The sequence below is a fragment of the Bradyrhizobium sp. CCGE-LA001 genome (genome assembly GCF_000296215.2).
Lineage (GTDB): Bacteria > Pseudomonadota > Alphaproteobacteria > Rhizobiales > Xanthobacteraceae > Bradyrhizobium.
The window spans coordinates 3,410,217-3,436,603 of record NZ_CP013949.1 but is presented as its reverse complement, the minus strand read 5'-3'; the positions used below and the strand labels follow the sequence as shown (position 1 = coordinate 3,436,603).

Genomic DNA, 26,387 nt, shown 5'->3' with positions numbered 1-26,387 from the left:
CTTAGAGCCCCGCGGCGGCCGGCATCGGCTTGGCCTTGCCGGCGCGTTCTTGCTTGAGCAGCTCGGCGATCAGGAAGGCCATGTCGATGGATTGCTCGGCATTGAGGCGGGGATCGCAGACCGTGTGGTAACGGTCGTTGAGATCCTCGTCCGTGATGGCGCGGGCGCCGCCGATGCATTCGGTGACGTCCTGGCCGGTCATCTCCAGATGCACGCCGCCGGCATGGGTGCCTTCGGCGGCATGGATGGCGAAGAACGATTTCACCTCGGACAGGACGCGGTCGAACGGCCGCGTCTTGTAGCCCGACGTCGAGGTGATGGTGTTGCCGTGCATGGGGTCGCAGGACCAGACGACCGCCCTGCCCTCGCGCTGCACGGCGCGGACCATGTTCGGCAGGTGCTCGCCGACCTTGTCCGAGCCGAAGCGGCCGATCAGCGTCAGCCGGCCCGGCTCGTTGTCGGGATCGAGCACGTCGATCAACTTCAAGAGCTCGTCGGCTTTCAGCGACGGGCCGCATTTGAGCCCGATCGGATTCTTGATGCCGCGGAAATATTCGATGTGGCCGTGATCGAGCTGGCGGGTGCGGTCACCGATCCAGATCATATGGCCCGAGGTCGCGTACCAGTCGCCGGTGGTGGAATCGACGCGGGTCATGGCCTGCTCGTAGCCGAGCAGCAAAGCCTCGTGGCTTGTATAGAAATCGGTGGCGCGCAACTCGGGATGGGCTTCGAGATCGAGGCCGCAGGCGCGCATGAAGTTGAGCGCATCCGAGATGCGGTCGGCCAATTCCTTGTAGCGGCGGGACTGCGGCGAGTCCTTCAGGAAGCCGAGCATCCATTGATGCACGCTGCCGAGATTGGCGTAACCGCCGGTGGCGAAGGCGCGCAGCAGGTTCAGCGTCGCGGCCGATTGGCGATAGGCCATCAGCTGGCGCTGCGGGTCCGGCATGCGCGCTTCCCTGGTGAAGGCGATGTCGTTGACGATGTCGCCGCGATAGCTCGGCAGCTCGACGCCGTTCACCTTCTCGGTCGGCGACGACCGCGGCTTTGCGAACTGGCCGGCGATACGGCCGACCTTCACCACCGGGACGGCGCCGGCATAGGTCAGCACCACCGCCATCTGCAGCAGCACGCGGAAGAAGTCGCGGATGTTGTTGGCGCCGTGCTCGGCAAAGCTCTCGGCGCAGTCGCCGCCCTGGAGCAGGAAGGCATCGCCGGCTGCAACCCGCGCCAGCGACTTCTTCAGGTTGCGCGCTTCGCCGGCGAACACCAGCGGCGGAAAGGTCGCAAGCTGCGCCTCGACGTCGGCCAGGGCCTTGGCGTCGGGATAGTCGGGCACCTGTAGCACCGGCTTGCTGCGCCAGGACTCGGGCGTCCACCGCTCGGACATCGCAATCTCTCCGTGAAGCAAAAAAGTGCAACCTGATCTGTGGGTTGCGAGGGCCGCCTTATACACAGGCTGGCCGCGGCCCGCCAGTTGTAAATCCATTCGGCACTGCAAACCCTTGCGGCGAAAGCCAAATTCGCATTTGTTGGAAGGGCGAGGCAACTGGCAGGATCCCTTGCGCCCATGGACGCGGCACTGGACGACGTTTTCATCGACGAGATCAGCTTCCCGGCGATCGACGGGTATGCGCTGATCGGCACCCTATTCCTGCCGCGCGGCACCAAGCGTCATGCCGTGCTGATCAACTCGGCCACCGCCGTCCCGCGCAAGATCTACCGCGGCTTTGCCTCCTACCTCGCCCATCGCGGCTGCGCCGTGCTGACCTACGACTATCGCGGCATCGGCGATTCCCGGCTGCCGGCGATGGTCGGCTACAACAAGCCGAAATCGCTGGTGGGCTTCGAGGCGTCGATGTCGGATTGGGCCGCGCTCGACGTCACCGCCGCAGTGCGCTGGATGCGCGAGCGCTACCACGGCCTGCCCCTGGCCTATGTCGGCCATTCCTTCGGCGGCCAGGCGCTGGGACTGATCGAGAACAACACCGACATCTCGCGTGCCGCCTTCGTGGCCTCGCAGGCCGCGACGTGGCGGCTGATGAGTTCGCCGGAAAAATATCGCGTCTTTGCCTTCATGAATTTTGTCGGCGTGCCGCTGGTTCACGCCCTCGGCTACGCGCCCGGCTGGGCCGGCATCGGCGAGGATCTGCCCAAGGGCGTCTTCCTGCAATGGGCGGAGTGGGTTTCGAGCCCACGCTATCTGTTCGATTCGAAGCTGCCGGCGCTGCAAAATTTCGCGAACTTCAAGGGCGAGCTGCGCGCGCTGTGCTTCCAAGACGATCCCTGGGCGACGCTATCAGCGGTCGAGCTGCTCACGGGCGGCTTCACGGCGATCAAGCCGGAAGTGCTCACCGTCAAGCCGTCCGACGTCGGTGCCAAGGCAATCGGCCATTTTGGCTTCTTCCGCCCCGATCACCGCGACACGCTCTGGCGCAGCGTCGCGGAATGGATTCAGGGCGAGTGAGCCGTCGTCAGCGGATGACCACCGTCAGCGACGAGTAACGCTTGTTTGGCCTGGCTTCGCCCGCCGAGAACTGCGCGAAGGCATCGCTGACCCGCGCGGCCGGCGTCGTCCCGTCTGCAAACCGAAACTCCTTCGGTCGCGGCGCGTAGAAGCTGGCACGGTAATAGGAATCGTCGAAGCGCGTCTCGCCGACGCCGAACAACGCGTCGCAGACGAACAGGAGCGCATAGACTCCCGCGACTGCTGCGACGATCTCCTTGAGAATTGACATGATGATGCCCTGCCCTTTGCCGGCAGGATGCACATCGGTTCCAAAGCGGACGTTTAAGGCAGCAGGCTTCTTGTCCGCAGGGTTTGCCGCGCCTGAGCGGAATGCAGACGATTTTATCGATTCCTAAAAGAGAGCCCGCCTGACAGATCAGGCGGGCTCCAGGATTGGCCGCTCAGGAGGTATCAGACGGCCAGGTTCATCCAGACGGTTTTGGGCTCGGTGAAATTGTCGATGGCGGCGGTACCGTGCTCGCGGCCGAGGCCGGAGTCGCGCTCGCCGCCCCAAGGCAGCCGCACGTCGGTATAGCCATAAGTGTTCATCCAGACCGTGCCCGCGCGCGCCCGCTTGGCAAAACGCTGCAGCTTGCCGATGTCGCGGCTCCAGACGCCGGCAGCGAGGCTGTAGGCCGTGCCGTTGGCGATCCCAAGCGCGTCGGCCTCGTCCTTGAACTTGATGACGCTGACGACTGGCCCGAAGATCTCCTCCTGCGAGATCCGCATCTCGTGCGCGACGCCGGCGAACACCGCCGGGCTGATGAAATAGCCGCGCTCCCCGACGCGCGTCCCGCCGGTGACGAGGCTCGCCCCCTCCTTCCGGCCGATGTCGACATAATCAAGGATCGACTTCATCTGCTTCTCGGAGATCACAGGGCCGAGCGCGGTCTTGCGGTCGAGCGGATCGCCGATCCGAAGCGATTTCGCACGTGCTGCGAGCCGCTCGACGACCTCGTCATAGGCCTTCTCCTGCACGAGCACGCGGGAGCCGGCCGAGCAGACCTGGCCGGCGTTGAAGAAGATGCCGGAAGCCGCCGCCTTGCTTGCGGCTTCAAGATCGGCATCGTCGAAAATGACATTGGCCGACTTGCCGCCGAGCTCGAGCGAGACGCGTTTGAAATTGCCGGCTGCGCCCTTCATGATTCCACGCCCCACCCCGGGCGAGCCGGTGAAGGTGACCTTGTCGACGTCGGGATGATTGACCAGCGCATCGCCGACGACGCGGCCCGGACCGGTGACGACGTTGAAGACGCCCGCCGGCAGGCCGGCCTCCAAAGCCAGCTCCGCGATGCGCAGTGCCGACAGCGAGGTCAGCTCGGCCGGCTTCATCACCACGGTGCAGCCGCAGGCCAGCGCCGGTGCCAGCTTCCACATCCCGATCATCAGTGGGAAATTCCACGGCACGATCGCCGCGACCACGCCGACCGGCTCGCGCACGGTATAGGTCAGGGCATCGTCGCGCACCGGCACGACGTCGCCGCTGATCTTGTCGGCCCAGCCGGCGTAGTAGATCAGAGTGTCCACCGCGGCGGGAAAGTCCTGGCGCATCGTCGCCGAGATCGGCTTGCCCGCATCGATCGATTCGAGCTCGATGATTTCGTCGGCATGTGCCTTCAGCAGCTCGGCCCAGCGCAGCAGGATCTGGCCGCGCTCGGACGCTCGCATCGTGCGCCAGGGGCCTTCGAACGCCCGGCGCGCGGCCGCGACCGCATGCTCGACGTCGGCCTCGCCGCCCTCCGCGATGGTGGCGATGATCTGTCCGGTGGCGGGATTGAGGGATTTGAAGGTGCGGCCGGAGCTGGCGGGGACGCGACGGCCGTCGATGAGCAGATGCTGCGGCCGGGCCATGAACTCGGTCGCCGGCGACTGCGCGAAGTCATATGCAACAGACATCATATTTCTCCTGTTCTGGTATGCCAGACTAGGCGCTCAGTGACCGGAGTAAATATGATATGGTTTGCAAATGGACACCCCCACATATGAAGTGGAATTCATAAAGGCAGGCCAATGCTTCAGATCGAGATCGAAGCCGTCTGGCGGTTTCGCCGCGAGGGCAGCCCGCGCACCGCCGTCATCATGCTCGGCGTGCTCAACGAGATCCGGAAGACCGGGAAGATCACGAGCGCCGCGAGCGATGCCCATCTCTCCTATCGCCACGTCTGGAATCTGATCGAGCAATGGTCGGAGTTCTTCGGCGCGGCGCTGGTCGAGACCCAGCGCGGCAGGGGCTCCAAGCTCACGCCATTCGGCGAACGGCTGGTGTGGGCCGGCGAGCGCATGCAGGCACGGCTCGGGCCGCAGCTCGAAAACCTCGCGCAGGAGCTGGCCAGCGAGATCAAGCCGTTCCTCGAACAACGTCCGTCCGTGATCCGCGTGCATGCGAGCCACGGCTTTGCGGTGGCCAAGCTGCGCGAATTCCTCGACCGTGAGTCCGGCATCGGCGTCGACCTGCGCTATGTCAGCAACCAGCATTCCCTGGTCTCGCTGGCGCAGGGCGCATGCGACCTCTCCGGCCTGCATCTGCCGCACGGCGCGCTGCGGGCCCAGGGCATCAAGGCCGCGCGCGAATGGCTCGATCCGCGCGAGGATCGCATCATCAGCTTTGTGACGCGCGAGATGGGCCTGATGGTCGCGCGCGGCAACCCGCTGCGGATCGCCTCGCTGAACGACCTTACAAATCCCAAGGTCCGCTTCGTCAACCGCGACCATGATTCCGGCACGCGGCTTCTGTTCGATCAATTGCTCGCCGCGCACGGCATCGACGAGAGCAGGATCAACGGCGCACAGCAGATCGAGTTCACCCACGCGGCGGTCGCCGCCTATGTCGCCAGCGGGATGGCGGATGCGAGCTTCGGCGTCGAGGCCGCGGCGCGGCATTTCGGCCTCGACTTCATCCGCATCCTGACCGAGGATTATTTCTTCGTCTGCAAGCGCGCGTTCCTGGATACCGAGCCGATGCAGCGCATCCTCGAGATCATCCGCAGCGCCGATTTCCGCGCGGCGATCGCGACACTCCCCGGTTATGTGCCCTCCGACACCGGCAGCGTGACCGGCGTGAAGGCGTTTCTGGAGATGCACGCCGTGCGGTGACGCCGCGTAATGCGCTCACCTTGGGCGCAATACCGTCAACCAACCGCCATGGAGAAGAACTCAGCCGTGGGTGGCGCCCTTGCGATGGCCGCCGCCATCGCTGCTGAGACGGTCGACCCAGGCAATGCCGATCGCCGAGACGATGAAGGCGAGGTGGATCAGCACCTGCCACATCACGCCGCTCTCGGTGAAATTGCTGCGCGTCGTGCCGAGATTGCCCGCCTCGATGAAGGTCCTGAGCAGCGAGATCGAGGAGATGCCGATGATTGCCATCGCCAGCTTGATCTTGAGCACGCTGGCATTGACGTGGCTCAGCCATTCCGGCTCGTCGGGATGGCCGGTCAGGTTCAGCCTGGAAACGAAGGTCTCATAGCCGCCGACGATCACCATCACCAAGAGGTTCGAGATCATGACGACGTCGATCAGCCCGAGCACGACCAGCATGATCTGCTGCTCGGTGGCGTCGAACGAGTGCAGGACCAGGTGCCAGAGCTCCTTGAGGAACAGCAGCACGTAAACGCCCTGCGCGATGATCAGGCCGACATAGAGCGGCACCTGCAGCCATCGCGAGCCGAAGATGAGCTGGGCGAACGGACCGATCTGCGGCCGAGGTGCGGCGTCCGCCGAAGGCGCTTTGGTTTCAGACCTCATCGATCACTCCGGATTGCGGTAGACGCCTCAGAGACTCGCAATGACCGGTGCAAGTTCCAGCGTGCCCCGATAGATCATCTCACACGCGACGTAAAGGATGATGGCGAGGCCGACATAGGCAACCCAGCGCTGCTTCTGCAGCAAGCGGCCAAGCAGGTCCGCGGCGACTCCCATCAGGCCAACCGACAAGAGCAGGCCGAAGGCCAGGATGTAAGGATGCTCCCGCGCGGCGCCCGCGACGGCGAGCACGTTGTCGAGCGACATCGACACGTCGGCGGCGACGATCTGCACCGCGGCCTGAGCGAAGGTCTTTTGTTGCACCGGCGCGGCACCGCCGTTGCCAGTTTCGAGTGCAAGTTCGTTCGCATGAGCATGCGCGGACTGCTCGCGCAGCTCTCGCCACATCTTCCAGCACACCCAGAGCAGCAACACACCGCCGGCAAGCAGGAGGCCGATCACTTGCAAAAGCTGCGTTGCGACGCCGGCGAAGGCGATGCGGAGTACGGTGGCCGCAGCGATGCCGACGATGATGGCGCGGCGGCGCTGCTCGGGCGGTAGACCAGCAGCAGCAAGGCCGATGACGACGGCATTGTCGCCGGCGAGCACGAGATCGATAAGGATGACCTGAAGCAGCGCGCTCAGCGCCTCGGCGGTGATGAATTCAGTCATGATTGACCATCTTTAGATGTGGACGGATCGAGCCAGTGCGGCTTCTTCCGCTCGACCCAATCCAGGACCTTTGAACGTGAGGAACGCAGCGCAGGCACGTCCTCGGCAAGCAGCGCGAGGCCGAGCGGCAGCATCCAGACGCCAAGAATGGGCAGGAAGGAAAGCACGCCGCCGGCGATGAGCAATGTGCCCGAGGGAATCCGCACCCAGCGGTTCGATGGCTTCAGCAGATAAGTGACGGTGTCGGCCACACGCGGCGGCAACCGGTCGACAAGCTTTTCGAGGCGCGGGTCGCCGCCGGCCATCTGACCGAGACCGCCCTCCGCTCCCGTCTTGCGCTCGTCCGAAGTTGTCACCATGCTCATTCCTTGACCCCGGTATAATGTGCCACGGGCTTTTCACTCGGCGCGACCGGCTTTGCGCGGGGCAGCGCAAGCGTCAGCAGCCGCAAAAGCTTGATGGCCTGGACCTCATGGGGATGCACGTCCTCGTCTGCCGCGGCGACGCGCTCCGACAATTCCATCAAATGGGCTGACAGGGGCATGTTCGAGACCGGCCGGAGCGTGTCGATCACGACGTTGGCAAAATCCGGCTCCTCGAGTCGTTCGGCGAGTGCATCGAACATCGCAAGCAGCCGATCGTCCTCGATATGAGGCGCCAAGTCGCGGTCCCGAATGAAGCGCATCACCTCGTCGCGCTCGACCGGTGAAACGCGTCGGTCGGCCACGGCGACCAGCGCGCCGGCAATGACCAGCGCCGCCGCAGCCTGCTCGTTCAGGGTGGACGGATCAGCGATTTCGATCGGACTGGAATGCTTGGTGTCGTGCATCGTTGCTCCCTAACTTTGCGAAATGACCGCACGGGGCAGCGATGGAGCGACTGGTCGGAGAGAACGAAGAGGGCCCGACGGTCGGCCGATCCATCGCATTCGCGCGGGACTGGTCATCCGACATCACGAGGTTTACCGAAATTGTCGGTGTCCTCGCCAGAGGGGCCCGGATTCTTGTTCCGCCCAGAAATAAAGATCACCCTGTCGGAATCAAGTCGATATGACTGCGACCAGCCGCCGCATCGGTTCCCCCTCGTTGCAGTAAGCAGCCGGATTCGCACGTCACGGTTCCAAACCTTACCTCGGTAACGGAACGCCCCATGCAGCCCGGCCGTTCCACCGCCGTCAGTTCGCGCTTGCGGTCGTCGCCCTGGCAGTTGACGCAGATGGCCGAAGGTGTCGAAGAGCTGCGTGCGGGAACCATCGAACAGGCCGATCAGTTACTGCACGTCACGGCATCTCCCACAGGATTCCTCATGTGCCGCTGGATCGCATATCGGGGCGAGACCACGTCCTTTGAGCCTTACGTCACCGAGCCCGAGCATTCGCTGATCGCGCAGAGCATCCGCTCGCTTCAGTCGACGGCCGGATCGAACGGCGACGGCTTCGGTCTCGGCTGGTACGGCGAGCATCCGGAACCTGGCCTGTATCGCGAGACGCGCCCGGCGTGGTCGGATGAGAATCTGCGCTACCTTTGCCGGCATCTGCGCTCGCATCTGTTCTTCGCGCATGTGCGCGCGGCCACCGGCACGGCGGTGACGCGGCAGAATTGCCATCCCTTCGCCTGCGGCCAGTGGATGTTCATGCACAATGGATTCGTCGGCAGCTGGAATCGGCTGCGTCGCAAGGTCGAGGCGCTGATTCCGGATGCCTATTACCCGTCGCGGCTCGGCACGACCGACTCGGAGGCGGTGTTTCTCGCCATGATGGGCGCGGGCCTGGACAAGGATCCGCTCGGCGCGACGCAGCGCGTGCTGCAGGCCCTTGTCGGTCTCGTCAACGAAGGCCAGCTCCGCGAACGGCTGCGCTTCACCAGCGCGATCGCCAACGGACATGACCTCTACGCCTTCCGGGTTGCGGTCAACGACGCCGCGAACACGCTGTATTTCCGCGAGGACGGCGACCAAGTCGTGGTGGTGTCCGAGCCGTTCGACAAGGAGGAAGACTGGGCAGAGGTGCCGCCCAATCACGCCTTGATCGCGCGCGCGTCCGAAAGCGTGAAGATTGTTCCGTTCGACGTGACAATTTGCAGTAGCGCCGGGACGGAACCCGCTCCGGCCAGACGGATTAGTGCCCGCAGGTAACCTTTTGCCGGGTGGGGCCATGACATTTGCTTCAGACGTTTTGAAACTGCTGCGGCTGGATTCGTCCGACGACAGGCAGCACCTCGTGATCCGCTCCGCCGGCGGCCGCGGCAAGGCCGCGGAATATTCCTTCGGCATCGAGGAGGAGTACTTCCTCGCCGATCGCCGCAGCCTGGAAGTCGCGATCAAGACCCCCGACGAGCTGTTCGAATCGGCGAACTGGTCGACCGGCGGCCAGGCGATGCGGGAGATGCTGCAATCCCAGCTCGAGGTCGCCACCAACATCCACGTCGACGTCAACGACGCACGCGAAGAGCTCCGTTTTCTTCGCCGCGAGGTCGCGAACGTCGCCGCGCAATACGGCTTCGTCATCATGGCCTGCGGCACGCATCCGACCGCGGTCTGGCGCATGTCGCAGCCGAGCCCGAAGCCGCGCTACGAGGAGATGATCGAGGATCTGCGCAGCATCGGCCACCGCAACATGATGTGCGGCATGCATGTGCACGTCCAGCTGCCCGATCCCGAGAAGCGCATGGCGGTGATGCGGGCGATGCTGCCGCACCTGCCGCTGTTCATCGCGCTCTCCGCCTCCTCCCCGTTCTGGAATTCGCACAAGACCGGGCTGAAAGGCTACCGGCTCGCCGCCTATTCCGAGCTGCCCCGCACCGGTCTGCCCGAACTGTTCGAAGGCAGGCAGGATTACGACGAATATGTCGGCGCGTTGCAGCGCTCCGGCGTGATACCGGACGAAAGCCACATCTGGTGGGCGATGCGGCCCTCGATGCGGCACCCGACCCTCGAGCTTCGTGCGCCCGATACCTGCACATTCGTCGATGACGCCGTGGCAATTGCCTCGCTCTACCGCTGCCTGACACGGCATCTTTACCTCCGACCTCATCTGTCGAAGGAGGTCACCGCGGTCGAACGCGCGATTGCGGTGGAGAACAAATGGCGCGCGCAGCGCTACGGCACCGACTGCATCTTCGCCTCGAAGGACGGCCCGGTCACGATCTCGGAGCTGCTGTCCCGCGTGATCGGCGACATCGCCGAAGACGCAACCGCGCTGAATTGCGCCAAGGAGATCGAACACTGCCGGACCATCGTGGAACGCGGCAGCTCCGCCGAATTCCAGCTTCGCGCCTATCGCGACAACGGCGACGACATCGCGGCCGTATCACGCTGGATTGCGACGTCGACGACGTCAGGAACGAGCGCTCCGGTCGCAAGCGTCGCTGCCCCGTCATAACGCTCAGGCAAGCTCTGGGAGCGACATGTCGTTCCGGATTCGGCTCTCGCGGAGAAACACATGAATCACGTCACGTCCTGCTCCGGCTGCGGCCACGGACTTGTCCCGATCCTCTCGGCCAAAGGCAACACGGAGCCAAGCTGCCTCTGGTGCGAAGGCATCGACGCGCGAACGATGGACATGGCGAAGTGGGCCGACAGCCCGGTCGGCAAGCCTGAACGGGCTGCTCGCCAATTGTTTGAATAAAGCGGTCGCCCTGCTCCGGTCAGGCCGTCGCCGCCACGCGTTGCGCCAAGACATTGCCGGACTGCAGGAGACGATCGACCGTTGGCTTTCGCGGCGGCCGGCGCCGGGGAACATAGAGACAGGTGACGAGGATCGGCTCGTCATCGCCGAGCTCTATCCGTTCCCTGGCGAGCAGGCTCATGACCGAGCGCATCTTGAGGATTTCCTTGGCGACAAAGGTGCAATCCTCGTCCCGGTTGACCTGCTCGCGCATGATGGCTTCGGCCTCGAGCATGCTGACGCGAAGCGCTCTGATGGTTCTGCGAATTTCGTTGATGCGGTTGTCCATGGCTGCCTCCATCTCGGTTGCAACATAAGAACAAAACATGAACAATCTGTCAATCGCCCTACCCGGGTCACGATATTATTGCCGGGCCCAAGAGGGGCCATCGCGCCACCCCAGCAACACCGCTGCACGCGGCCTGATGAGACTTGCTGACAAATTAGACAGGTCTCGTCGCTGCCTTGAAAGGAGGAGCCCTCGCGCGGCGTCTCACGATCAGAACGAGACGTCGATCTAACGTCCCGTGCAACCACCGGATTTCTTCCCGCACCGGTGCGTCCGCATCACGATGCCGGGGCCACTTGCAGCTTCGCAAAGCAACTGGCCCAATATTCGCAATGACGTTGTCAGCGAAGCAACGGGGCAGAGCGGAGAACGTCATGAACGTGCATGCTGCGGGCGATCTCAAGACGACCGGCCTAACCCATCCGAACGGCGCACCGCTCCGCCTCAACACGCAGGACTTCGTCGCCATCGACCGCGATCGGAATGCGAAGTTCGAGGCGACCTATCGTCCGCAAGCGCTCTACAATCGCGCCAACGAAGGCTTTCACGCCAACAATGAGACCTTCCTCCTGCACGAAGTCGCGACCAATCTGCCGATTTACCGCCCCGACACCGGACCCACCGACTTCCATCTGCATCTTCCGCCCGGCGGCTTCCAGCTCGTGCTGGTCACCTCCGGCGCCTTCACCTTCGATTATGACGGGCGCTTCTACAATGTCGGCCCGGGCGCGGTGATGCTGCAGAGCGCGATCGTTCACCGCCAGCTGTTCTACACCTGGTCTGGCCTGTCGACCGAAGAGAATTTGAGGACGCCGCAGACCGTGGTGCCTGATCCGATCTCAATGGGCTATTCCGGCAAATTTCTCGAGGCCTTCATCACCGACCCCACCACCTTTCCGAATCCGACCATCGTCGGTCCTGACCAGATCAACGAAGCCGAAACGCCGCGTGTGGCCTGGAGTCACAAGCTGCATGACCGGCCGGCCGATGCCGGCTTCTGGCTGCAGGACCCACTGGCGCTGGACGCCTTGTTCAGACCGCTCACAGACGGTTCAGTTAAGTCCGCCACGCCGGTGTACTTGCGCGATATCGGCATCGAGGTGCCAAGTGGTCATCTCGTCACCGGCCATATCATCGCGACCGATCCGCGCGGCCAGTCGCTGCTGCCGAAGAGCATGTCGGTCGCCGCGGACGCGAGCTGCTTTGCCAAGGGCGAGGTCGTGATCTACCGCGTCATCCGCGGCACGGCCGAGTTCAGGAAAAAGGCCGGCGAGAGCTTTGAACTCTCCGCCGGCGATGTGGTGACTGCGGGCAAGGATGCGATCAGCCTCGTCGGCATCAGCGAAAACACCCAGGTTCTCCGGCTCGGCCTGCTCAAGGGCATGAACGAGCTTCGCAGCTGGACGCCGACGCAGCGTGACGAGATCGACGGCCTCGCCGGTCAGATCATCACGCAAAAGGATATCCGCCCGCTGCGCACCGAAGGCAGGCCGGTTGGATATCTCTATGGCTAGACGCTGAGCCTACTCCGCCGCCTGCCGCACGTGGCGTGCGGTCGGCGTGCGCATGGTGACGAGCTCTTCGGCCGCGGTCGGGTGCAGCGCGATCGTGGCGTCGAAATCGGCCTTGGTCGCCTTCATCTTCACCGCGATCGCCACGGCTTGCGTGATCTCGGCGGCGGCATCGCCGACGATGTGGCAGCCGAGCACGCGATCGGTCGCCCCGTCGACGACGAGCTTCATCAGCACGCGGGTGTCGCGGCCGGACATCGTCGCCTTGATGGGGCGGAAGGTCGTCTTGTAGATGTCGACGTGGCTGAACTGCGCGCGCGCCTCGGTCTCGGTGAGACCGACGGTGCCGACCTCCGGCTGCGAGAACACTGCGGTCGGAATGTTGGCGTGATCGACCGTGACCTCGCGCTTGCCGAACACGGTGTCGGCGAAGGCATGGCCCTCGCGGATCGCAACCGGCGTCAGGTTGAAACGATGGGTGACGTCGCCGATCGCATAGATGCTGTCGACCGAGCTCTTCGAGAAATGGTCGACCGCGATGCCGCCATTCTTCGGGTTGATGGCGACGCCGGCCTTCTCGAGGCCGAGATTGGCCACCGCCGGATGGCGGCCGATCGCGAACATCACCTGGTCGGAGGCGAGGCTCGATCCGTTCGACAGATGCGTGGTGAAGTCCTCGCCGTGGCGATCGACCTTCGTCACCGTGCAGCCGGTGAGGATGGTGATGCCCTGCTTCTCCATCTCGGCGCGGACGTGAGCGCGAACGTCCTCGTCGAAACCGCGCAGGATGTTGTCGCCGCGATAGATCACGGTGACGTCGGAGCCGAAGCCGGCAAAGATGCCGGCAAATTCCAGCGCGATATAGCCGCCGCCCTGAATCACGATCCGCCTCGGCAGCTTCTTGAGATGAAACGCCTCGTTGGAGGAGATCACGTGCTCGATGCCGGGAATCGAAGCGCCGTGGTTCGGCGCGCCGCCGGTGGCGATCAGGATGTATTTCGCGGTGATCTTCCGGTCGTTCTCGAGCAGGCGGACGGTGTGCTTGTCCTCGATCACCGCCCGACTCTTGACGATCTCTGCGCCCGACTTCTCGACATTGGCGGTGTAGGCCGCCTCCAGCCGCGCGATCTCCTTGTCCTTGTTGGCGATCAGTGTCGCCCAGTCGAAGCTCATGGAGGGGATGGTCCAGCCGAAGCCGGCGGCGTCCTCGATCTCGTGACGGACATGAGAGCCGATCACGAACAGCTTCTTCGGCACGCAGCCGCGGATCACGCAGGTGCCGCCCATGCGGTACTCTTCCGCGATCATCACGCGCGCGCCATGGCCGGCCGCGATGCGAGCGGCCCGCACGCCGCCCGAGCCGCCACCGATGACGAAGAGGTCGACGTCGAATTCAGCCATTGTCCACTCCGACCTCTTTCAAGAACGACCTTTCAGATAGGTGCGCTCAGATCTCCTTGCCACGCTTGCGCATCTCGGCGCGGAAGGCCCCCATCACGGTCTCGGAGAAGTTCTGGGCCCAGGAGTTCATGAAAGCCATGCTGAGCCCGATGGCGCGGGGCTCGGCGTCGATCAGCTTCTTGCCGAGCGGCGACTTGTAGAAGGTGACGAGGTCCTTCAGCTCCTGCTCGGTGAACTCGCTGGCATAGATCTGCGCCATGCCCTCGCCGATCTCGTTCTGGCGGCCGTTGAGCTGCTGCGCCACGACCTGCGCGACCTCGTTGAGGTCCTTCTGGTAGTTGAGATTTTGCTGGATCAGCGCGATCTTGGTCTTCTCGACGAGGCCGGGCACGGCGCCGGTATACATCGCGGTCGCGTTCTTGATCTGCAAGATCTCCCTGGCCGCTGCAATCGCCGCGGGCGAGGCCTTCGGCTGGGCCGGTGCTGCAGGGGCCTTGGCGGCCGGCTGTTGCGCCATGGCCGTACCGGCCGAAAGCGCCAGCCCCACAGCGAGGGCCGTCACCGGCAAGAATCTCAACACGCTCTTCATTCCTGGTCTCCTTTCGGCTTGCGCCGTTCAATCACGCGAATTCCCTCGCCGCCCGCCAGAACGGCCGAGCTGGCCAAGCCGATGAACAAGCCATGCTCGACCACGCCGGGGATGGCGCTCAACGCCTTGGCGAGAGCGGGTGGATCGACAATACGACCGAGCTGGGCATCGACGATCCAGTGGCCGCCATCGGTGACGAAAACGTGGCCGTCCTTGTCCCCGCCCTTGGCCTTGCGGACCGCCATTTGCCCGGAAACGCCGCATGCGGCAAATGCCTTCTCGATCGCGCGGCGCGTCGCGCCCAGCCCGAACGGGATGACCTCGACCGGCAGCGGAAACTTGCCGAGCGTCGGCACCCATTTGCTGTCGTCGGCAATCACGATCATGCGATCCGAGGCTGCCGCCACGATCTTCTCGCGCAGCAGCGCGCCGCCGCCGCCCTTGATCAGATTGAGATCCGGATCGATCTCGTCGGCACCGTCCACGGTGATGTCGAGATGGTCGATATCGTCCAGCGTGGTCAGCGGCACGCCGCAGCGCTCCGCATCCGCGCGCGTCGCTTCGGAGGTCGGCACGCCGATCACCTTGAGTCCGGCGGCGACGCGCTCGCCGAGCAGCTCGACGAAATGTTTCGCGGTCGAGCCGGTGCCGAGCCCGAGCTGCATGCCGTCACGCACCTCCTCGAGCGCGCGCGCCGCAGCCTGCCGCTTCAACTGGTCCATGTTCAAATCTGCGCCCGCCTCTGCCTCTGGATCGAGAGTGCCGCCGATATAGCCGCTTGCGGCGGCCTATGTAGCCTCGTTTTTCCCGCGGGAACAGGCCTTTGGGCCGATCTTATAAGGTGAACTTATGGCGTCGGCCCTTGCGCCGGTCCGGCCGGCCCGATAGCGCTTGGATCATGACCTCCCCCTACACCCTCGTCTTCGATCTCGACGGCACGCTTGTGGATACGGCGCCCGACCTGATCACCGCGCTCAACTATGTGCTCGACCGCGAAGGGCTGCCGCCCGTCCCCATGGCCTCGGCCCGCAACATGATCGGCGCCGGCGCCCGCAAGCTGATCGAGCGGGGATTGGAGGCTGAGGGCCGCTCGGTGACCCCCGCCGACATGGACCGGATGACGGCGGATTTCATCGCCTATTATGCCGACCACATCGCGGTCGAATCCCGCCCCTTCGAGGGTCTCGAGACCGCGCTCGACCAGTTTGCCGCCCAGGGCCATCGCCTTGCGGTCTGCACCAACAAGCTGGAATGGCTGTCAAAGCGGCTGCTGGACCGGCTCGGCCTCAGCCCCCGCTTCGCCGCGATCTGCGGCGCTGACACTTTTGGCGTCCAGAAGCCCGATCCCACCATCTTTCGCGAGACCGTGGCGCGCGCCGGCGGAGAGGTTAAAGCCAGCATCATGGTTGGCGATGCCGGAACCGATGTCGGCGTCGCCCGGCGCGCCGGGGTGCCCGTGATCGGGGTCAGCTTCGGCTACACGGACGTCCCTATCGCCGAGCTGAAGCCGGACCGGCTGATCCATCACATGCGCGACCTGCCGGCCGCGGCACATAGCCTGATGGCGAACCGCACCTCCGCAAGCCATTGAAAAACCTAACATTCTCAGGAAGCCTGCGCTAACCATCTTACTACCCATTCGCGGCGCGCCGGTTGCCTGCTCCAGGTGCCATCCCTGGGGGTGTGGCGGTTCGTCGCAGTCATGCGTCGTGTCATCGCGATTGCGTTTGCGGGGGTGAGCCTGGCCGGCAGCCGGCCGCCCCGCCCAAGCCGATCCGCAGGCCGCACCAGCCGAAGACGCCGAACCCGCGGTCGCCGCAGCGTCGGCGGAGGCTGCTCCGACCGCGGCTTCGCCTTTTCCCGATCCGAACGCTGGCAAGCAGTGACTACGTATACCACCCAATTGTCCTCGGCCCGTCCGATGCTTAGATTGCTTCCAGAGCACTGCTGAACGGCAGCGCGCCCGTTGCCCGCAGGGACAAGGCATTTGGTATGAACGGATCTTCTGCAAATCCCCGCGCCGCGCTGTCGAGCGCGATGACCGATCCGTTCGGGCGGACCATCTCGTACCTGCGCGTGTCCGTCACCGACCGCTGCGATCTGCGCTGCTTCTACTGCATGTCGGAAGACATGACCTTCCTGCCCAAGGCGGATCTGCTGACGCTGGAGGAGCTGGACCGGCTCTGCTCGGCCTTCATCGCCAAGGGCGTGAAGAAGCTGCGGCTCACCGGCGGCGAGCCTCTGGTCCGTCGCAACGTGATGTCGCTGGTGCGCTCGCTGTCGCGGCATCTGTCGAGCGGCGCCTTGAACGAGCTGACGCTGACCACCAACGGCACCCAGCTTGCAAAGCATGCGCGCGAGCTCGCCGATTGCGGCGTGCGCCGCATCAACGTCTCGCTCGACACGCTCGATCCCAAGAAGTTTCGCGAGATCACCCGCTGGGGCGAGATCGACAAGGTGCTGGAAGGCATCGAGGCCGCGCGTGCCGCCGGCCTCGGCGTCAAGATCAACGCGGTGGCGCTGAAGAACCTCAACGAGGACGAGCTCCCCGAATTAATGCGCTGGGCCCACGGCAAGGGCATGGGCCTGACGCTGATCGAGGTCATGCCAATGGGCGAGATCGGATCGGGCAGGATCGACCAATATCTGCCGCTGTCGCTGGTGCGCGCCCGCCTGGCCCAGCAGTTCACGCTGACGGACCTCGCCGAGACCACGGGGGGACCGGCGCGCTATGTCAGCGTCGCGGAGACCGGCGGCAAGCTCGGCTTCATCACGCCGATGACTCATAATTTCTGTGAATCCTGCAACCGGGTGCGCATCACCTGCACCGGAACGCTGCACACCTGCCTCGGTCACGAGGATGCCTCCGATTTGCGCAAACCTCTGCGTGCATCAGCCGAGGATATGCTGCTTGCGGATGCGATCGACCGTGCCATCGGGCTGAAGCCTAAGGGCCATGATTTCATCATCGACCGCCGCCACGACCGTCCCAGCGTCTCCAGGCATATGAGCGTCACCGGCGGCTGACGATCGTCCCGCGCCTCGCAAACCTAAGCTTTTGACGGCGCGTCAATTTGCCCATTTTCCGATTGACGGCACGCTAAGCCGCTGGTTTGGTGCGACCGCCTCATGCCTGCGCGGCGAGATAAGCCACGCGCCAGCTCGGCGCAGTCAAGACGGCCGGGGCACAATCGGGGGAGGACCTATCGTTGCACGCGCTCCTAAGGCTGAGCAGCAGGATCGACGCATTCACACGCTGGACGGGCAAACGTATTGCGTGGCTGATCGTCGTCGCGGTCGTCATCTCGTCGGTCAACGCAATCGTCCGCAAGGCGTTCGATACGTCGTCCAATTCGTGGCTTGAGCTGCAATGGGTGCTTTTCAGCATCGTCTTCCTGCTTTGCGCGCCCTGGACATTGCTCGACAACGAGCACATCCGCATCGACATCGTGAACAACACGCTGCCGAAGAAGGTGCGCAACGTGATCGACGTGGTCGGTCATCTGTTCTTCCTCATCCCGCTGTGCGTCATCATGATCATTACCGGCGTGCCATTCTTCCTGCGCTCGTTCGAGATCAATGAGCAATCCGGCAATGCCGGCGGTCTGCCGCAATGGCCCGCCAAGGCCTTGATCATGGTCGGGTTCGCATTTCTGCTCGTCCAGGCCATCTCCGAGCTCATCAAGCGAATTGCGGTCATGCGCGGACTGATTCCGGACCCCCATGAATCGCAGGTGTCGGCACTGGAGGCCGAAGTCGAGCACCTCGTCGAAGTGATCGAGAAGAAGTAGCCGTTGGCGACGGTTTAGGGGGGAATCATGACCGCATTCATCATCGCCAACATGGCGCCCATTATGTTCGCGTCGCTGGTCGTCATGCTGCTGCTTGGCTATCCGGCGGCATTCTCGCTGGGCGCCGTCGGCCTGTTCTACGCCATCATCGGCGTCGAGCTCGGCCAGTTTCATCCCGACTTCCTCCAGGCTCTTCCGGAGCGGGTCTACGGCGTGATGAACAACGACACGCTGCTCGCTATCCCGTTCTTCACCTTTATGGGATTGGTCCTGGAGCGGTCGGGCATGGCAGAGGACCTGCTCGACACCATTGGGCAATTGTTTGGCACCATTCGCGGCGGTCTTGCCTATGCCGTGATCTTCGTCGGCGCGCTGCTCGCCGCGACGACGGGCGTCGTCGCCGCCTCCGTGATCTCGATGGGCCTGATCTCGCTGCCGATCATGTTGCGCTATGGCTATGACCGCCGCGTGGCATCCGGCGTCATCGCAGCATCCGGCACGCTCGCGCAGATCATTCCACCCTCGCTCGTCCTGATCGTGATGGCCGACCAGCTCGGCAAGTCCGTCGGCGACATGTACGAGGGCGCCTTCATCCCAGGCCTCGTGCTCGCGGGGCTCTATGCCGGCTATGCCTTCCTCGTCAGTATGATCTTCCCCAAGGCCACGCCCGGCTTGCCGCCGGAGGCCATCGGCTTCCGAGAGGACAATGGTGATCGCGGCCTCGTGTCGCTCGGTGTGCTCTTCCTCGCGAGCTGCGTGTTCGGTTGGTTCATGATGCGCAATTCGAGCGTGCACGGCGCCGATTACGTCGTGCTCAGCATGTTCTACGGCATCATCTTCGCCTTCGCCGTTGCGGTGCTGAACTGGGTCATCGATAAGCTGACCGGCTTCCGCTTCCTCTCGAAGATGGCGCAGCAGACCACCTTCGTCATGGTCCCGCCACTGTTTCTGATCTTCCTGGTGCTGGGCACGATCTTCATCGGCATCGCGACCCCGACCGAAGGCGGCGCGATGGGTGCCGCCGGTGCCCTCCTCCTCGGTGCCGCGAAGCGGCGGTTGAGCTGGGACCTGATCCGGCAGGCCACGGAATCGACTGCCAAGCTGTCGGCTTTCGTCGTGTTCATCTTGGTCGGCGCCCGCGTGTTCTCGCTGACCTTCTACGGCGTCAACGGCCACGTCTGGGTCGAGCATCTCCTGACCTCCCTGCCCGGCGGCCAGGTCGGCTTCCTGATCTTCGTCAACGTGTTCGTGTTCATACTGGCCTTCTTCCTCGACTTCTTCGAGCTGGCATTCATCGTGATTCCGCTGCTGGGCCCGGCCGCGGAGAAACTCGGCATCGACCTGATCTGGTTCGGCGTCATTCTCGGCGTCAACATGCAAACATCGTTCATGCATCCGCCGTTCGGCTTTGCGTTGTTCTATCTCCGGTCGGTCGCCCCCAAGGAGCGATACACCGATCGCGTCACCGGCAAGAGGATGGACCCTGTCACCACGGGCCAGATCTATTGGGGCGCAGTGCCGTTCGTCGTCATCCAGATCATCATGGTAGCCCTGGTGATCGCATTCCCTTCAATGGTCATGCACTATAAAGGTAGCCTGCCGAACATTGATCCAAGCACCATCAAGATTGAGGTGCCGCAGATCGAGCTGCCGCCGCTCGATTTCGGTCAACCCAAGCAATAGCGACTGAACCCGCGCTCCGCCACGGGTCCTTCGCGATCACAGGACTTAGACGCATGAGGAGAGAGATCGACGGCGCTCTTCATGCGAAGAATGACTCGTGCAGTCCCGTCCATTTCGCATGCGTGCTGATGCTATTGCCATGAAGACCGCGACGGAGACAAAGTAAGATGCGTCCATTGCTGGCGCTGAGCAACGCCATCGACACTCTCAATGAAAAGATCGGGTACGTCTGTAACGTGCTCGTGCTGCTGGCGTGCCTCGTCAGTGCCGTCAACGCCATGATCCGTTACGCCTTCAACGACTCCTCGAACGGCTGGCTGGAGCTGCAATGGTACATGTTCGCCATTCTCGTGATGTTCGGCTCCGCCTACACCTTCAAGCGCAATGAGCATGTGCGGGTCGAGATCTTCTACCTGACCCTGTCCGAGCGCGGCCAGCTCTGGCTCGACATGCTCGGCACCCTGCTCTTCCTGATCCCCTCCTGTCTCCTGCTCGCCTACCTGTCCTGGCCGTTCTTCATGCAGGCCTACAGCGTCGGCGAGATGTCGGCCAATGCCGGCGGCCTGATCCGCTGGCCGATCAAGTTCGTGATTCCCGCCGGCTTCGTGATGCTGGCTGTTCAGGGTGTTTCCGAAGTCATCAAGCGTATCGCGGCTCTCCAGGGCTATGTGACGATCGACGCCAAGTACGAGAGGCCGACCCAATGATTACGCTGGAGATGATGCCGCCGTTGATGTTCGGCGGCCTGGTTCTGGCGATGCTGATCGGCTTCCCCGTGGCGTTCACGCTTGCCGCGGTCGGCCTCTCCTTCGGCTTCCTCGCCATCCATCTCGGTTTCTTCGATCTCAACTTCCTCCAGGCGATTCCCGGCCGTGTGTTCGGCAGCGTGCTCTCCAACGAGCTCCTGCTCGCGATCCCGTTCTTCACCTTCATGGGCGCCATATTGGAGAGATGCGGCCTCGCCGAGGACATGCTGGATTCGATGGGCCAGCTGTTCGGCCCGGTCCGCGGCGGCCTCGGCTATTCCGTCATCATCGTCGGCTTCATCCTCGGCGCCATCACCGGCACGGTGGCGGCGCAGGTCATCGCCATGGCGCTGATCTCGATGCCGGTGATGATCCGCTACGGCTACAACATGCGCTACATCACCGGCGTGCTCGCGGCCTCCGGCACGATCACGCAACTGGTGCCGCCCTCGCTGGTGCTGATCGTGCTCGCGGACCAGCTCGGCAAGTCGGTCGGCGACATGTATCTCGGCGCCTGGGGCCCCTCGGTGTTCCAGATCATCCTGTTCGCCGGCTACACCTTCGTCCTCGGCCTGATCAAGCCGGACCATGTGCCGCCGGTGCCGCTGGAGGCGCGGACGCTGACCGGCTGGGCGCTGTGGAAGAAATGCCTGATGGGCATCATCCCCTCGGCCGTGCTGATCTTCGTCGTGCTCGGCACCATGATGATGGGTCTGGCCACGCCGACCGAGGCCGGCGCGATGGGTGCCGTCGGCGCCATCGTGCTCGCCGCGATCCACCACAAGGACTTCTCCTCGACCGACAACAAGATCCTGATCCTCGGCGTGATCGCAGCCGGCATCGGCACCATCGTGGCGATCCTGTTCAGCGAGAATTTGATCTTCAAGATCGCCTTCGCGGTGACCTATCTGGCGATCGCGTGGATCTGCATTCGGGCCGCGCGCATCCCGGACCTGCGCGACCTGATCACGCAGGGCTACCAGTCCACCATGCGCCTCACCTGCATGGTCACGTTCATCCTGATCGGATCGACCTGCTTCTCCGTCGTGTTCCTCGGCGTCAACGGCGGCGTCTGGCTCGAGCATCTCCTGACCTCGCTGCCCGGCGGCGTCTGGGGCTTCCTCATCTTCATCAATCTCTTCATCTTCTTCCTGGCCTTCTTCCTCGACTTCTTCGAGATCGCCTTCATCATCCTGCCGATGATCGCGCCGATCGCGCAGAAGCTCCTCACTCCCGTGGTGGGCGCGGACGCCGCCCTGATCTGGTTCGGCGTGATGCTCTGCGTGAACATGCAGACCTCGTTCCTGCATCCGCCGTTCGGCTTCGCGCTGTTCTATCTGCGCGGCGTCGCGCCGAGGGAGGTCAAGAGCTCCGACATCTATTGGGGCGCGGTGCCATGGATCGGCCTGCAACTCATCATGGTGTTGCTCGTGATCATCTTCCCGGTCTTTGTCACGGGCCTGCTCGACAAGCCGCTCAATGTCGATCTCGACAAGGTCAAGATCGAGGTGCCGCAAATCGAGCTGCCGCCGCTGGATCTGGGGCCACCGCAGAAGTAGCGGCGGCGGAGCCAGCCGCCCTCTTATCTTTCCGTGGGAAGGGCCATCAAGTGCCCTTCTCCGCCAGCCTGAACCGCAGCGTGAACTCCGCGCCGCCGCCGGGAAGGTTCTCCACCGCCACCGTTGCCGCATGATCGTCGGCGACGCCGCGCACGATCGAGAGCCCCAGCCCGGCGCCGTCGCTGCGATGGCGGTCGCGGCGCCAGAAGCGCTGGAAGATCAGCTCGCGCTCGGCCTCGGCGATTCCAGGACCGCAATCGCGCACCCGCACCGACCCGTCCCCGCCCACATCGACCTCGACGGCGGTGTCCCTGGCCGTGAACTTGATGGCGTTTTCGGCAAGGTTGAAGATCGCGCGCTGGAGCATCTCCGAATTGCCGTGGATCATCACCGGCGCGTCGCTGCCTTTCAATGCGATGTCCTTGTGCTGCGCGATCGCGAGCGGCGCGATCGCACCGACCACCTCGGCACAGACCGCGCGCAAGTCAGCAGTCTCGCCGGGATCGAGCACCAGCGTGTCGAGCTCGGCGATCTCCAGCAACTGGGCGACGATGCGGCTCATGGCTTCGATGTCGGCCAGCAGCGCCTGCCGGGCGGCGCCGTCGCCGAGCGTCTCGATCCGGGTGCGCAGGATCGTGAGCGGCGTGCGCAGCTGATGCGCTGCGTCGGCCGTGAACTGCCGCTGCACCCGAAAGCCGTCCTCGAGCCGGTCGAGCGCCTCGTTCACCGCGGTGACGAGCGGCATGATCTCGCGCGGGATCTGCTTCGTCGGCAGGCGGATGTGGGTGCGCGCCGGGCCGATATTGCTGGCCTCCTCGGAGGCCTTCCACAGCGGCGCGATCGCGCGGCGGAAGATGATGATGTCGGTGGCGAGCAGGACCAGCAGGATCGGGATGGTGATCCACCCGACCCGCCTGAAGAAGTTCGAGACGATATCGTCGATGATGACGTCGCGATGCGCGAGATCCTCCGCCACCTGGACGCGGACCGGCTTGCCGTCGATGATCCGGGTGACGCTGGCGCCGGAGATCGTCTCGGACGGCCGACGCACAGCGGCGCCGGCCCTTCGGTGCGAGGAAAACAGCAGCCGGCCTTCGTCATCGCGGATGTCGTATTGATAGCGGCCGTAAGCGTCCGAATAGAGTCCGCGCAGGCTGTCGGGCAGATTGAACGTCAGCGAGCCGTCAGGCTGGGCGACTATGCGCTCCGCCAGCACCTCGGCCTGGGCGCGCATGCCGTCGCGGTGCAATTGGTCGATCTCGGAATTGAGCAGCCAGAACAGCACCAGGGGCAGGACGATCGCGACCATCGCAACCGCCAGGATGTGCAGGAAGACGATGCGCCAGATCAGCGATTTGAACGCGAACGATCCGGCGCGGCCGCTGGCAGCCACGCTATTTTTCCTCGGCCATGAGATAGCCGACGCCACGGATGGTATGGATCACCACTCGGGCGCGGTGCTCGGCGAGCTGCTTGCGCAGGCGCGAGACGTAGACCTCGACCGCATTGGAGGCGACCTCTCCTTCGAGTCCGAAGATGTGGTCCTCGACGTTCTTCTTCGGCACCACCCGCCCCTGCCGGCGCAACAGGATCTCGAGCACCGAGGTCTCACGTGCAGACATCACCCGCGGCTGGTCGTCGACGAAGACCTGGCGGCTCTCGGTGTCGTAGACGAGGTTGGCGAGACTGAGCGAGCGTCCGAGCAGCTGACCCGGCCGGCGCAGGATGGCCTCCAGCCTTGCCACCAGCTCCTCCATGGCGAACGGCTTTGCCAGATAGTCGTCGGCGCCGCTGCGCAGGCCGGTGACACGGTCCTGCAGGCCGCCGCGGGCCGTGAGCACCAGCACCGGCAGCGGCTCCATCTGGTGGCGCAACTCGCGCAGCACCGACAGGCCGTCGGCATCAGGCAGGCCGAGGTCGAGGATCATCGCGGCATAGCTGACGCTGTTCACCGCCTCGCGCGCCTCGGCCGCACTGCCCACGATGTCGCTCTCATAGCCGGCCGCGGCCAGCCCGCCGGCCACGAGCCGTGACAGCTCCGCATTGTCCTCGACGATCAGAAGGCGCATCCTAGTCCCGCCGGATGTTCCGGTTCACTCCACGGCTCGCGCCGCATCTGGCTGTTCTCCAGCATTCCGAGCGCCGGGGCCAGCGAAAAAAGCTTGGCAGTCCGGCGCACTGCCGTTGTCAGATTCGCGTAAGGCAGGCCTGCCGGCGCACAGCCGCGACTTGGAATGCGACCATAAGGCCTTACCGATTCCGCAACAAAGCGGATATATCTGGCTCAATTGGGATGGCCTCCCCCAAGCTACCACCATCACTGCCTCGTCGAGATGATATGCCCCAGATACCGTCGCGAGGATCTGTTCGTTGGTTCTAGATGTAGATGAATCTCCAGCCGGGACGAAAGGACGAAGTGAATGAGCAAACCTGTCAAATCCGAAAGCGAACTGATCGCGATGGCGCGGGCGGAGTTGAAGGTTCATGCTGATTGCCCTGGTGGAATGTCGATCTCCATCGTCCGGGACGGCAATTCCTGGGAGTTTCGGGCCAGTGCAGATCAGGCCACTTCAGACCGGCCGGGTTACCCCGAATGTGTCGCGATGCTGGTCCAGATCGGCGATCACCTCAGCAAACAATACGACGTCGAGGGCTAAGGTTACTAACGGATCACACGCTTAATCTGGGCTCGATATGTCTGAGGCAAGTCTATCAGCCATGGTGATCGAATTCGCTGAGCGCAATACGGACCTCACGCGCGAAATCCACCAACGACACGATGAAGGCGGCGATGGAAATGATGAAAAGGATGGCGACGCCTCGCTCGTGCTGAATCTGAAAAAACGCACTCACAAAACCGACGATGATCATGACGCCTATCGAGATACTTCCCATGATGGACCAGAAGATCGCGCGATTGATCATCGCGGCGCGTCGGACGAGACGTGGAAGGTCCGCCTTGAGCCGGCATCTCGCCTGATCGTCATCGGGAATATGGTTCAGGTAGATTGACCGGTCGATGGTCCTGTTCAGGCGGGATATCAACACCGCAATGAAGGCCGCCAGAGCGCCAAGAAGAAACGCGGGTGCGGCCGCCTGGGAAATGTGGGAGAGCTGACTGACCGACGGCGTGTCTGGCAACATTCTGCATCGCTTCCAAGTGCTGCGCGGCTATTTCGTCATGCGCCGGGTTGACGCTACGGTGCCGGCGGGCGCCATCGGCGAGATCGAGAACGTCAGCCACGTGTTCCAGCCGGCCGGGCGATTCTCGGCGGCGAACTCGCCGTATCCCTTGAGATTCAGGTAGCCCTGCATGTCGCCGACGGGAAACAGAAAGCCGATCTGCGGACCGACCCCTAACACCCGGGAGCGGAAGCCACCGAGGGCAGGATGCTGGCCGAAGTCGTCGGTAATCTGCTGATAGGCGTATCCCACAAGGCCGACGAAGAGCTGCTTGGATAGAAACTGGGAGGCACCCCAATCCACGTGGAAGTCGATGCCGTTCTGGTACTGCGTGTCCGGATTCTTGAAATTGTAAGTGAAGCCCGCGACCGCCGAAAACTCATGGCCGGCCTGCGGGTTGAAATAGGTGTAGCCTCCGCCGGCATCGATGGCGGCGTGACCGATGCCGAGATTGGCGAGGCGGGTCGGACTGTAGGCCCCGACGGGAATGTCTCCCGTCACGTAGGTCATGAAATTGTGCACGCCGGCATTCCACTTGAGTGTCGCCTGCGGGTAGAGGTCGCCGACCGAGGTGATGGAATCGCCGAAAGCGCCCGTGCGCGTCACCGCCAGCGGGCCGACGGCCGCTGTCAGCGTTCCGGCAAGATCGGCGCTCGACCGCCCGAACAGTCCGGTTACGCCGATGGCGAGTTGTCCGCCCAGCACCGGCGTTGCGAACGTATGGGTGGGATTGAGCAGCATGAGATCGGCCTGCGCATTCAGGCGCAGGTTCAGGTCGACGTTTACGTTGGCGGGGATTCGGCCAACATGGATCTCCCTGGCGGCAGCTGCCGTGCCAAAGGCGCTGACACTGGTGTGATAGTAAACCGCTGCCATCGACCAGCCGGGGACTTGAGGGGTCGCCGCAAGGCTGCTGAAGCGGCCAGGAAGCCAATAGGAAACGCCACCTTCGTCGGCGTAGGCGGTGCCAGGGAGGCATCCACACATCGCGAACGCTATGGTGGCCGTCGGCTTGATGAGCCGACGAGCGAATCTTCCTTCGAAGGTGT

At 63.8% G+C, this 26,387-nt stretch carries 28 protein-coding genes; 13 read left to right on the top strand and 15 right to left on the bottom strand.

Going from position 1 to position 26,387, the window contains the following annotated elements; translation table 11 throughout:
• Nucleotide 1 precedes the first annotated feature (1 nt).
• Complete coding sequence (locus BCCGELA001_RS15730) at nt 2-1,390, bottom strand: class II 3-deoxy-7-phosphoheptulonate synthase (protein ID WP_060735739.1); 1,389 nt, start codon at nt 1,388-1,390, stop codon at nt 2-4.
• A 180-nt stretch (nt 1,391-1,570) separates the two neighbouring features.
• Here BCCGELA001_RS15730 and BCCGELA001_RS15725 point away from each other — a divergent pair, with 180 nt between their 5' ends.
• Nucleotides 1,571-2,467 (top strand): alpha/beta hydrolase family protein, encoded by an 897-nt coding sequence (locus BCCGELA001_RS15725; protein WP_008552847.1) that lies wholly within the window; start codon nt 1,571-1,573, stop codon nt 2,465-2,467.
• Between the two features lie 7 nt (nt 2,468-2,474).
• On the opposite strand, the gene BCCGELA001_RS15720 is transcribed toward BCCGELA001_RS15725, so the two are convergent.
• Together BCCGELA001_RS15720 and BCCGELA001_RS15715 are read right to left on the bottom strand one after the other, a co-directional pair.
• Nucleotides 2,475-2,738: a hypothetical protein gene (locus tag BCCGELA001_RS15720; RefSeq protein ID WP_060737673.1), complete on the bottom strand. Its 264-nt coding sequence runs from the start codon at nt 2,736-2,738 to the stop codon at nt 2,475-2,477.
• Between the two features lie 182 nt (nt 2,739-2,920).
• Nucleotides 2,921-4,405 carry an aldehyde dehydrogenase family protein gene (locus BCCGELA001_RS15715; protein ID WP_060737672.1) on the bottom strand — a complete coding sequence of 495 codons (1,485 nt, stop codon included), beginning with the start codon at nt 4,403-4,405 and terminating at the stop codon, nt 2,921-2,923.
• A gap of 114 nt (nt 4,406-4,519) precedes the next feature.
• Here BCCGELA001_RS15715 and BCCGELA001_RS15710 point away from each other — a divergent pair, with 114 nt between their 5' ends.
• Nucleotides 4,520-5,602 (top strand): substrate-binding domain-containing protein, encoded by a 1,083-nt coding sequence (locus BCCGELA001_RS15710; RefSeq protein ID WP_060735738.1) that lies wholly within the window; start codon nt 4,520-4,522, stop codon nt 5,600-5,602.
• A 60-nt stretch (nt 5,603-5,662) separates the two neighbouring features.
• Here BCCGELA001_RS15710 and BCCGELA001_RS15705 read toward each other — a convergent pair whose 3' ends face one another.
• Genes BCCGELA001_RS15705 through BCCGELA001_RS15690 form a run of 4 tightly spaced genes read right to left on the bottom strand, consistent with a single transcriptional unit; the run spans nt 5,663 to nt 7,751 of the window.
• Nucleotides 5,663-6,253 carry a TIGR00645 family protein gene (locus tag BCCGELA001_RS15705; protein ID WP_008552864.1) on the bottom strand — a complete coding sequence of 197 codons (591 nt, stop codon included), beginning with the start codon at nt 6,251-6,253 and terminating at the stop codon, nt 5,663-5,665.
• A gap of 27 nt (nt 6,254-6,280) precedes the next feature.
• Nucleotides 6,281-6,922: a TerC family protein gene (locus BCCGELA001_RS15700; RefSeq protein ID WP_008552866.1), complete on the bottom strand. Its 642-nt coding sequence runs from the start codon at nt 6,920-6,922 to the stop codon at nt 6,281-6,283.
• On the bottom strand, nt 6,919-7,281 hold the full coding sequence (locus BCCGELA001_RS15695) for a hypothetical protein (RefSeq protein WP_060735737.1): 363 nt from the start codon (nt 7,279-7,281) through the stop codon (nt 6,919-6,921). The genes BCCGELA001_RS15700 and BCCGELA001_RS15695 overlap by 4 nt, the downstream gene beginning before the upstream one ends.
• Nucleotides 7,282-7,283: 2 nt before the next feature.
• Nucleotides 7,284-7,751: a TerB family tellurite resistance protein gene (locus BCCGELA001_RS15690; RefSeq protein ID WP_008552869.1), complete on the bottom strand. Its 468-nt coding sequence runs from the start codon at nt 7,749-7,751 to the stop codon at nt 7,284-7,286.
• A 476-nt stretch (nt 7,752-8,227) separates the two neighbouring features.
• Between BCCGELA001_RS15690 and BCCGELA001_RS15685 the strand changes: the two genes are divergently transcribed.
• From BCCGELA001_RS15685 to BCCGELA001_RS35975, 3 genes are read left to right on the top strand one after another with little or no spacing between them, the layout of a single operon-like run.
• Complete coding sequence (locus BCCGELA001_RS15685; RefSeq protein WP_060737671.1) at nt 8,228-9,055, top strand: class II glutamine amidotransferase; 828 nt, start codon at nt 8,228-8,230, stop codon at nt 9,053-9,055.
• A gap of 19 nt (nt 9,056-9,074) precedes the next feature.
• Nucleotides 9,075-10,301, top strand: a complete 1,227-nt coding sequence (locus BCCGELA001_RS15680) for a carboxylate-amine ligase (RefSeq protein WP_060735736.1) — start codon at nt 9,075-9,077, stop codon at nt 10,299-10,301.
• Nucleotides 10,302-10,361: 60 nt separating this feature from the next.
• Nucleotides 10,362-10,547, top strand: a complete 186-nt coding sequence (locus tag BCCGELA001_RS35975) for a hypothetical protein (RefSeq protein ID WP_008552885.1) — start codon at nt 10,362-10,364, stop codon at nt 10,545-10,547.
• Nucleotides 10,548-10,566: 19 nt separating this feature from the next.
• Here BCCGELA001_RS35975 and BCCGELA001_RS15675 read toward each other — a convergent pair whose 3' ends face one another.
• Nucleotides 10,567-10,875 carry a hypothetical protein gene (locus tag BCCGELA001_RS15675; protein ID WP_060737670.1) on the bottom strand — a complete coding sequence of 103 codons (309 nt, stop codon included), beginning with the start codon at nt 10,873-10,875 and terminating at the stop codon, nt 10,567-10,569.
• A gap of 374 nt (nt 10,876-11,249) precedes the next feature.
• On the opposite strand from BCCGELA001_RS15675, the gene BCCGELA001_RS15670 reads away from it, so the two are divergent.
• Nucleotides 11,250-12,389 (top strand): hypothetical protein, encoded by a 1,140-nt coding sequence (locus tag BCCGELA001_RS15670; protein ID WP_060735735.1) that lies wholly within the window; start codon nt 11,250-11,252, stop codon nt 12,387-12,389.
• Nucleotides 12,390-12,398: 9 nt separating this feature from the next.
• On the opposite strand, the gene gor is transcribed toward BCCGELA001_RS15670, so the two are convergent.
• The 3 genes from gor to rpiA are packed head-to-tail and all read right to left on the bottom strand — an operon-like array spanning nt 12,399 to nt 15,104.
• Nucleotides 12,399-13,787, bottom strand: coding sequence for a glutathione-disulfide reductase (gene gor / locus BCCGELA001_RS15665; RefSeq protein WP_008552898.1), 1,389 nt, complete (start codon nt 13,785-13,787; stop codon nt 12,399-12,401).
• Between the two features lie 46 nt (nt 13,788-13,833).
• The gene (locus tag BCCGELA001_RS15660) at nt 13,834-14,376 is read right to left on the bottom strand and encodes a DUF2059 domain-containing protein (RefSeq protein ID WP_008552900.1); all 543 of its coding nucleotides are present in this window, start codon (nt 14,374-14,376) and stop codon (nt 13,834-13,836) included.
• Nucleotides 14,373-15,104 (bottom strand): ribose-5-phosphate isomerase RpiA, encoded by a 732-nt coding sequence (rpiA, locus tag BCCGELA001_RS15655; protein WP_060735734.1) that lies wholly within the window; start codon nt 15,102-15,104, stop codon nt 14,373-14,375. Before rpiA ends, BCCGELA001_RS15660 begins: the two co-directional genes overlap by 4 nt.
• Nucleotides 15,105-15,274: 170 nt before the next feature.
• Here rpiA and BCCGELA001_RS15650 point away from each other — a divergent pair, with 170 nt between their 5' ends.
• The 6 genes from BCCGELA001_RS15650 (at nt 15,275) to BCCGELA001_RS15625 (ending at nt 22,155) form a co-directional block, all read left to right on the top strand.
• Nucleotides 15,275-15,967, top strand: coding sequence for an HAD-IA family hydrolase (locus BCCGELA001_RS15650; RefSeq protein WP_008552903.1), 693 nt, complete (start codon nt 15,275-15,277; stop codon nt 15,965-15,967).
• A 401-nt stretch (nt 15,968-16,368) separates the two neighbouring features.
• Entirely contained in the window at nt 16,369-17,403 is a 1,035-nt protein-coding gene (gene moaA / locus BCCGELA001_RS15645; RefSeq protein WP_060735733.1) for a GTP 3',8-cyclase MoaA, read from the top strand.
• Between the two features lie 182 nt (nt 17,404-17,585).
• Nucleotides 17,586-18,167, top strand: a complete 582-nt coding sequence (locus BCCGELA001_RS15640; protein WP_060735732.1) for a TRAP transporter small permease subunit — start codon at nt 17,586-17,588, stop codon at nt 18,165-18,167.
• Between the two features lie 27 nt (nt 18,168-18,194).
• Nucleotides 18,195-19,850: a TRAP transporter large permease gene (locus tag BCCGELA001_RS15635; RefSeq protein WP_060735731.1), complete on the top strand. Its 1,656-nt coding sequence runs from the start codon at nt 18,195-18,197 to the stop codon at nt 19,848-19,850.
• Nucleotides 19,851-20,017: 167 nt separating this feature from the next.
• Complete coding sequence (locus BCCGELA001_RS15630; protein ID WP_060735730.1) at nt 20,018-20,557, top strand: TRAP transporter small permease subunit; 540 nt, start codon at nt 20,018-20,020, stop codon at nt 20,555-20,557.
• Complete coding sequence (locus tag BCCGELA001_RS15625) at nt 20,554-22,155, top strand: TRAP transporter large permease (protein WP_060735729.1); 1,602 nt, start codon at nt 20,554-20,556, stop codon at nt 22,153-22,155. Before BCCGELA001_RS15630 ends, BCCGELA001_RS15625 begins: the two co-directional genes overlap by 4 nt.
• A gap of 46 nt (nt 22,156-22,201) precedes the next feature.
• On the opposite strand, the gene BCCGELA001_RS15620 is transcribed toward BCCGELA001_RS15625, so the two are convergent.
• Together BCCGELA001_RS15620 and BCCGELA001_RS15615 are read right to left on the bottom strand one after the other, a co-directional pair.
• Complete coding sequence (locus tag BCCGELA001_RS15620; protein WP_060735728.1) at nt 22,202-23,548, bottom strand: sensor histidine kinase; 1,347 nt, start codon at nt 23,546-23,548, stop codon at nt 22,202-22,204.
• Nucleotide 23,549: 1 nt separating this feature from the next.
• A complete protein-coding gene (locus BCCGELA001_RS15615) occupies nt 23,550-24,224 on the bottom strand; it encodes a response regulator transcription factor (protein ID WP_008552941.1) in 675 nt (224 codons plus the stop codon).
• Nucleotides 24,225-24,575: 351 nt separating this feature from the next.
• On the opposite strand from BCCGELA001_RS15615, the gene BCCGELA001_RS15610 reads away from it, so the two are divergent.
• Entirely contained in the window at nt 24,576-24,812 is a 237-nt protein-coding gene (locus BCCGELA001_RS15610) for a hypothetical protein (protein WP_060735727.1), read from the top strand.
• Between the two features lie 55 nt (nt 24,813-24,867).
• Here the strand turns inward: BCCGELA001_RS15610 and BCCGELA001_RS15605 are convergent, their stop codons facing one another.
• Nucleotides 24,868-25,299, bottom strand: a complete 432-nt coding sequence (locus BCCGELA001_RS15605) for a DUF2721 domain-containing protein (protein ID WP_008552946.1) — start codon at nt 25,297-25,299, stop codon at nt 24,868-24,870.
• 27 nt (nt 25,300-25,326) lie between these two features.
• A complete protein-coding gene (locus BCCGELA001_RS15600; protein ID WP_083543510.1) occupies nt 25,327-26,325 on the bottom strand; it encodes a SphA family protein in 999 nt (332 codons plus the stop codon).
• Between the last annotated feature and the right edge of the window lie 62 nt (nt 26,326-26,387).

Bases quoted from the DNA above. Each gene is read 5' to 3' on its own strand.
- BCCGELA001_RS15730 (WP_060735739.1), bottom strand. From the start codon at position 1,390: ATGTCCGAGCGGTGGACGCCCGAGTCCTGGCGCAGCAAGCCGGTGCTA.
- BCCGELA001_RS15725 (WP_008552847.1), top strand. From the start codon at position 1,571: ATGGACGCGGCACTGGACGACGTTTTCATCGACGAGATCAGCTTCCCG.
- BCCGELA001_RS15720 (WP_060737673.1), bottom strand. From the start codon at position 2,738: ATGTCAATTCTCAAGGAGATCGTCGCAGCAGTCGCGGGAGTCTATGCG.
- BCCGELA001_RS15715 (WP_060737672.1), bottom strand. From the start codon at position 4,405: ATGTCTGTTGCATATGACTTCGCGCAGTCGCCGGCGACCGAGTTCATG.
- BCCGELA001_RS15710 (WP_060735738.1), top strand. From the start codon at position 4,520: ATGCTTCAGATCGAGATCGAAGCCGTCTGGCGGTTTCGCCGCGAGGGC.
- BCCGELA001_RS15705 (WP_008552864.1), bottom strand. From the start codon at position 6,253: ATGAGGTCTGAAACCAAAGCGCCTTCGGCGGACGCCGCACCTCGGCCG.
- BCCGELA001_RS15700 (WP_008552866.1), bottom strand. From the start codon at position 6,922: ATGACTGAATTCATCACCGCCGAGGCGCTGAGCGCGCTGCTTCAGGTC.
- BCCGELA001_RS15695 (WP_060735737.1), bottom strand. From the start codon at position 7,281: ATGGTGACAACTTCGGACGAGCGCAAGACGGGAGCGGAGGGCGGTCTC.
- BCCGELA001_RS15690 (WP_008552869.1), bottom strand. From the start codon at position 7,751: ATGCACGACACCAAGCATTCCAGTCCGATCGAAATCGCTGATCCGTCC.
- BCCGELA001_RS15685 (WP_060737671.1), top strand. From the start codon at position 8,228: ATGTGCCGCTGGATCGCATATCGGGGCGAGACCACGTCCTTTGAGCCT.
- BCCGELA001_RS15680 (WP_060735736.1), top strand. From the start codon at position 9,075: ATGACATTTGCTTCAGACGTTTTGAAACTGCTGCGGCTGGATTCGTCC.
- BCCGELA001_RS35975 (WP_008552885.1), top strand. From the start codon at position 10,362: ATGAATCACGTCACGTCCTGCTCCGGCTGCGGCCACGGACTTGTCCCG.
- BCCGELA001_RS15675 (WP_060737670.1), bottom strand. From the start codon at position 10,875: ATGGACAACCGCATCAACGAAATTCGCAGAACCATCAGAGCGCTTCGC.
- BCCGELA001_RS15670 (WP_060735735.1), top strand. From the start codon at position 11,250: ATGAACGTGCATGCTGCGGGCGATCTCAAGACGACCGGCCTAACCCAT.
- gor (WP_008552898.1), bottom strand. From the start codon at position 13,787: ATGGCTGAATTCGACGTCGACCTCTTCGTCATCGGTGGCGGCTCGGGC.
- BCCGELA001_RS15660 (WP_008552900.1), bottom strand. From the start codon at position 14,376: ATGAAGAGCGTGTTGAGATTCTTGCCGGTGACGGCCCTCGCTGTGGGG.
- BCCGELA001_RS15650 (WP_008552903.1), top strand. From the start codon at position 15,275: ATGACCTCCCCCTACACCCTCGTCTTCGATCTCGACGGCACGCTTGTG.
- moaA (WP_060735733.1), top strand. From the start codon at position 16,369: ATGAACGGATCTTCTGCAAATCCCCGCGCCGCGCTGTCGAGCGCGATG.
- BCCGELA001_RS15635 (WP_060735731.1), top strand. From the start codon at position 18,195: ATGACCGCATTCATCATCGCCAACATGGCGCCCATTATGTTCGCGTCG.
- BCCGELA001_RS15630 (WP_060735730.1), top strand. From the start codon at position 20,018: ATGCGTCCATTGCTGGCGCTGAGCAACGCCATCGACACTCTCAATGAA.
- BCCGELA001_RS15625 (WP_060735729.1), top strand. From the start codon at position 20,554: ATGATTACGCTGGAGATGATGCCGCCGTTGATGTTCGGCGGCCTGGTT.
- BCCGELA001_RS15615 (WP_008552941.1), bottom strand. From the start codon at position 24,224: ATGCGCCTTCTGATCGTCGAGGACAATGCGGAGCTGTCACGGCTCGTG.
- BCCGELA001_RS15610 (WP_060735727.1), top strand. From the start codon at position 24,576: ATGAGCAAACCTGTCAAATCCGAAAGCGAACTGATCGCGATGGCGCGG.
- BCCGELA001_RS15605 (WP_008552946.1), bottom strand. From the start codon at position 25,299: ATGTTGCCAGACACGCCGTCGGTCAGTCAGCTCTCCCACATTTCCCAG.
- BCCGELA001_RS15600 (WP_083543510.1), bottom strand. From the start codon at position 26,325: ATGTGTGGATGCCTCCCTGGCACCGCCTACGCCGACGAAGGTGGCGTT.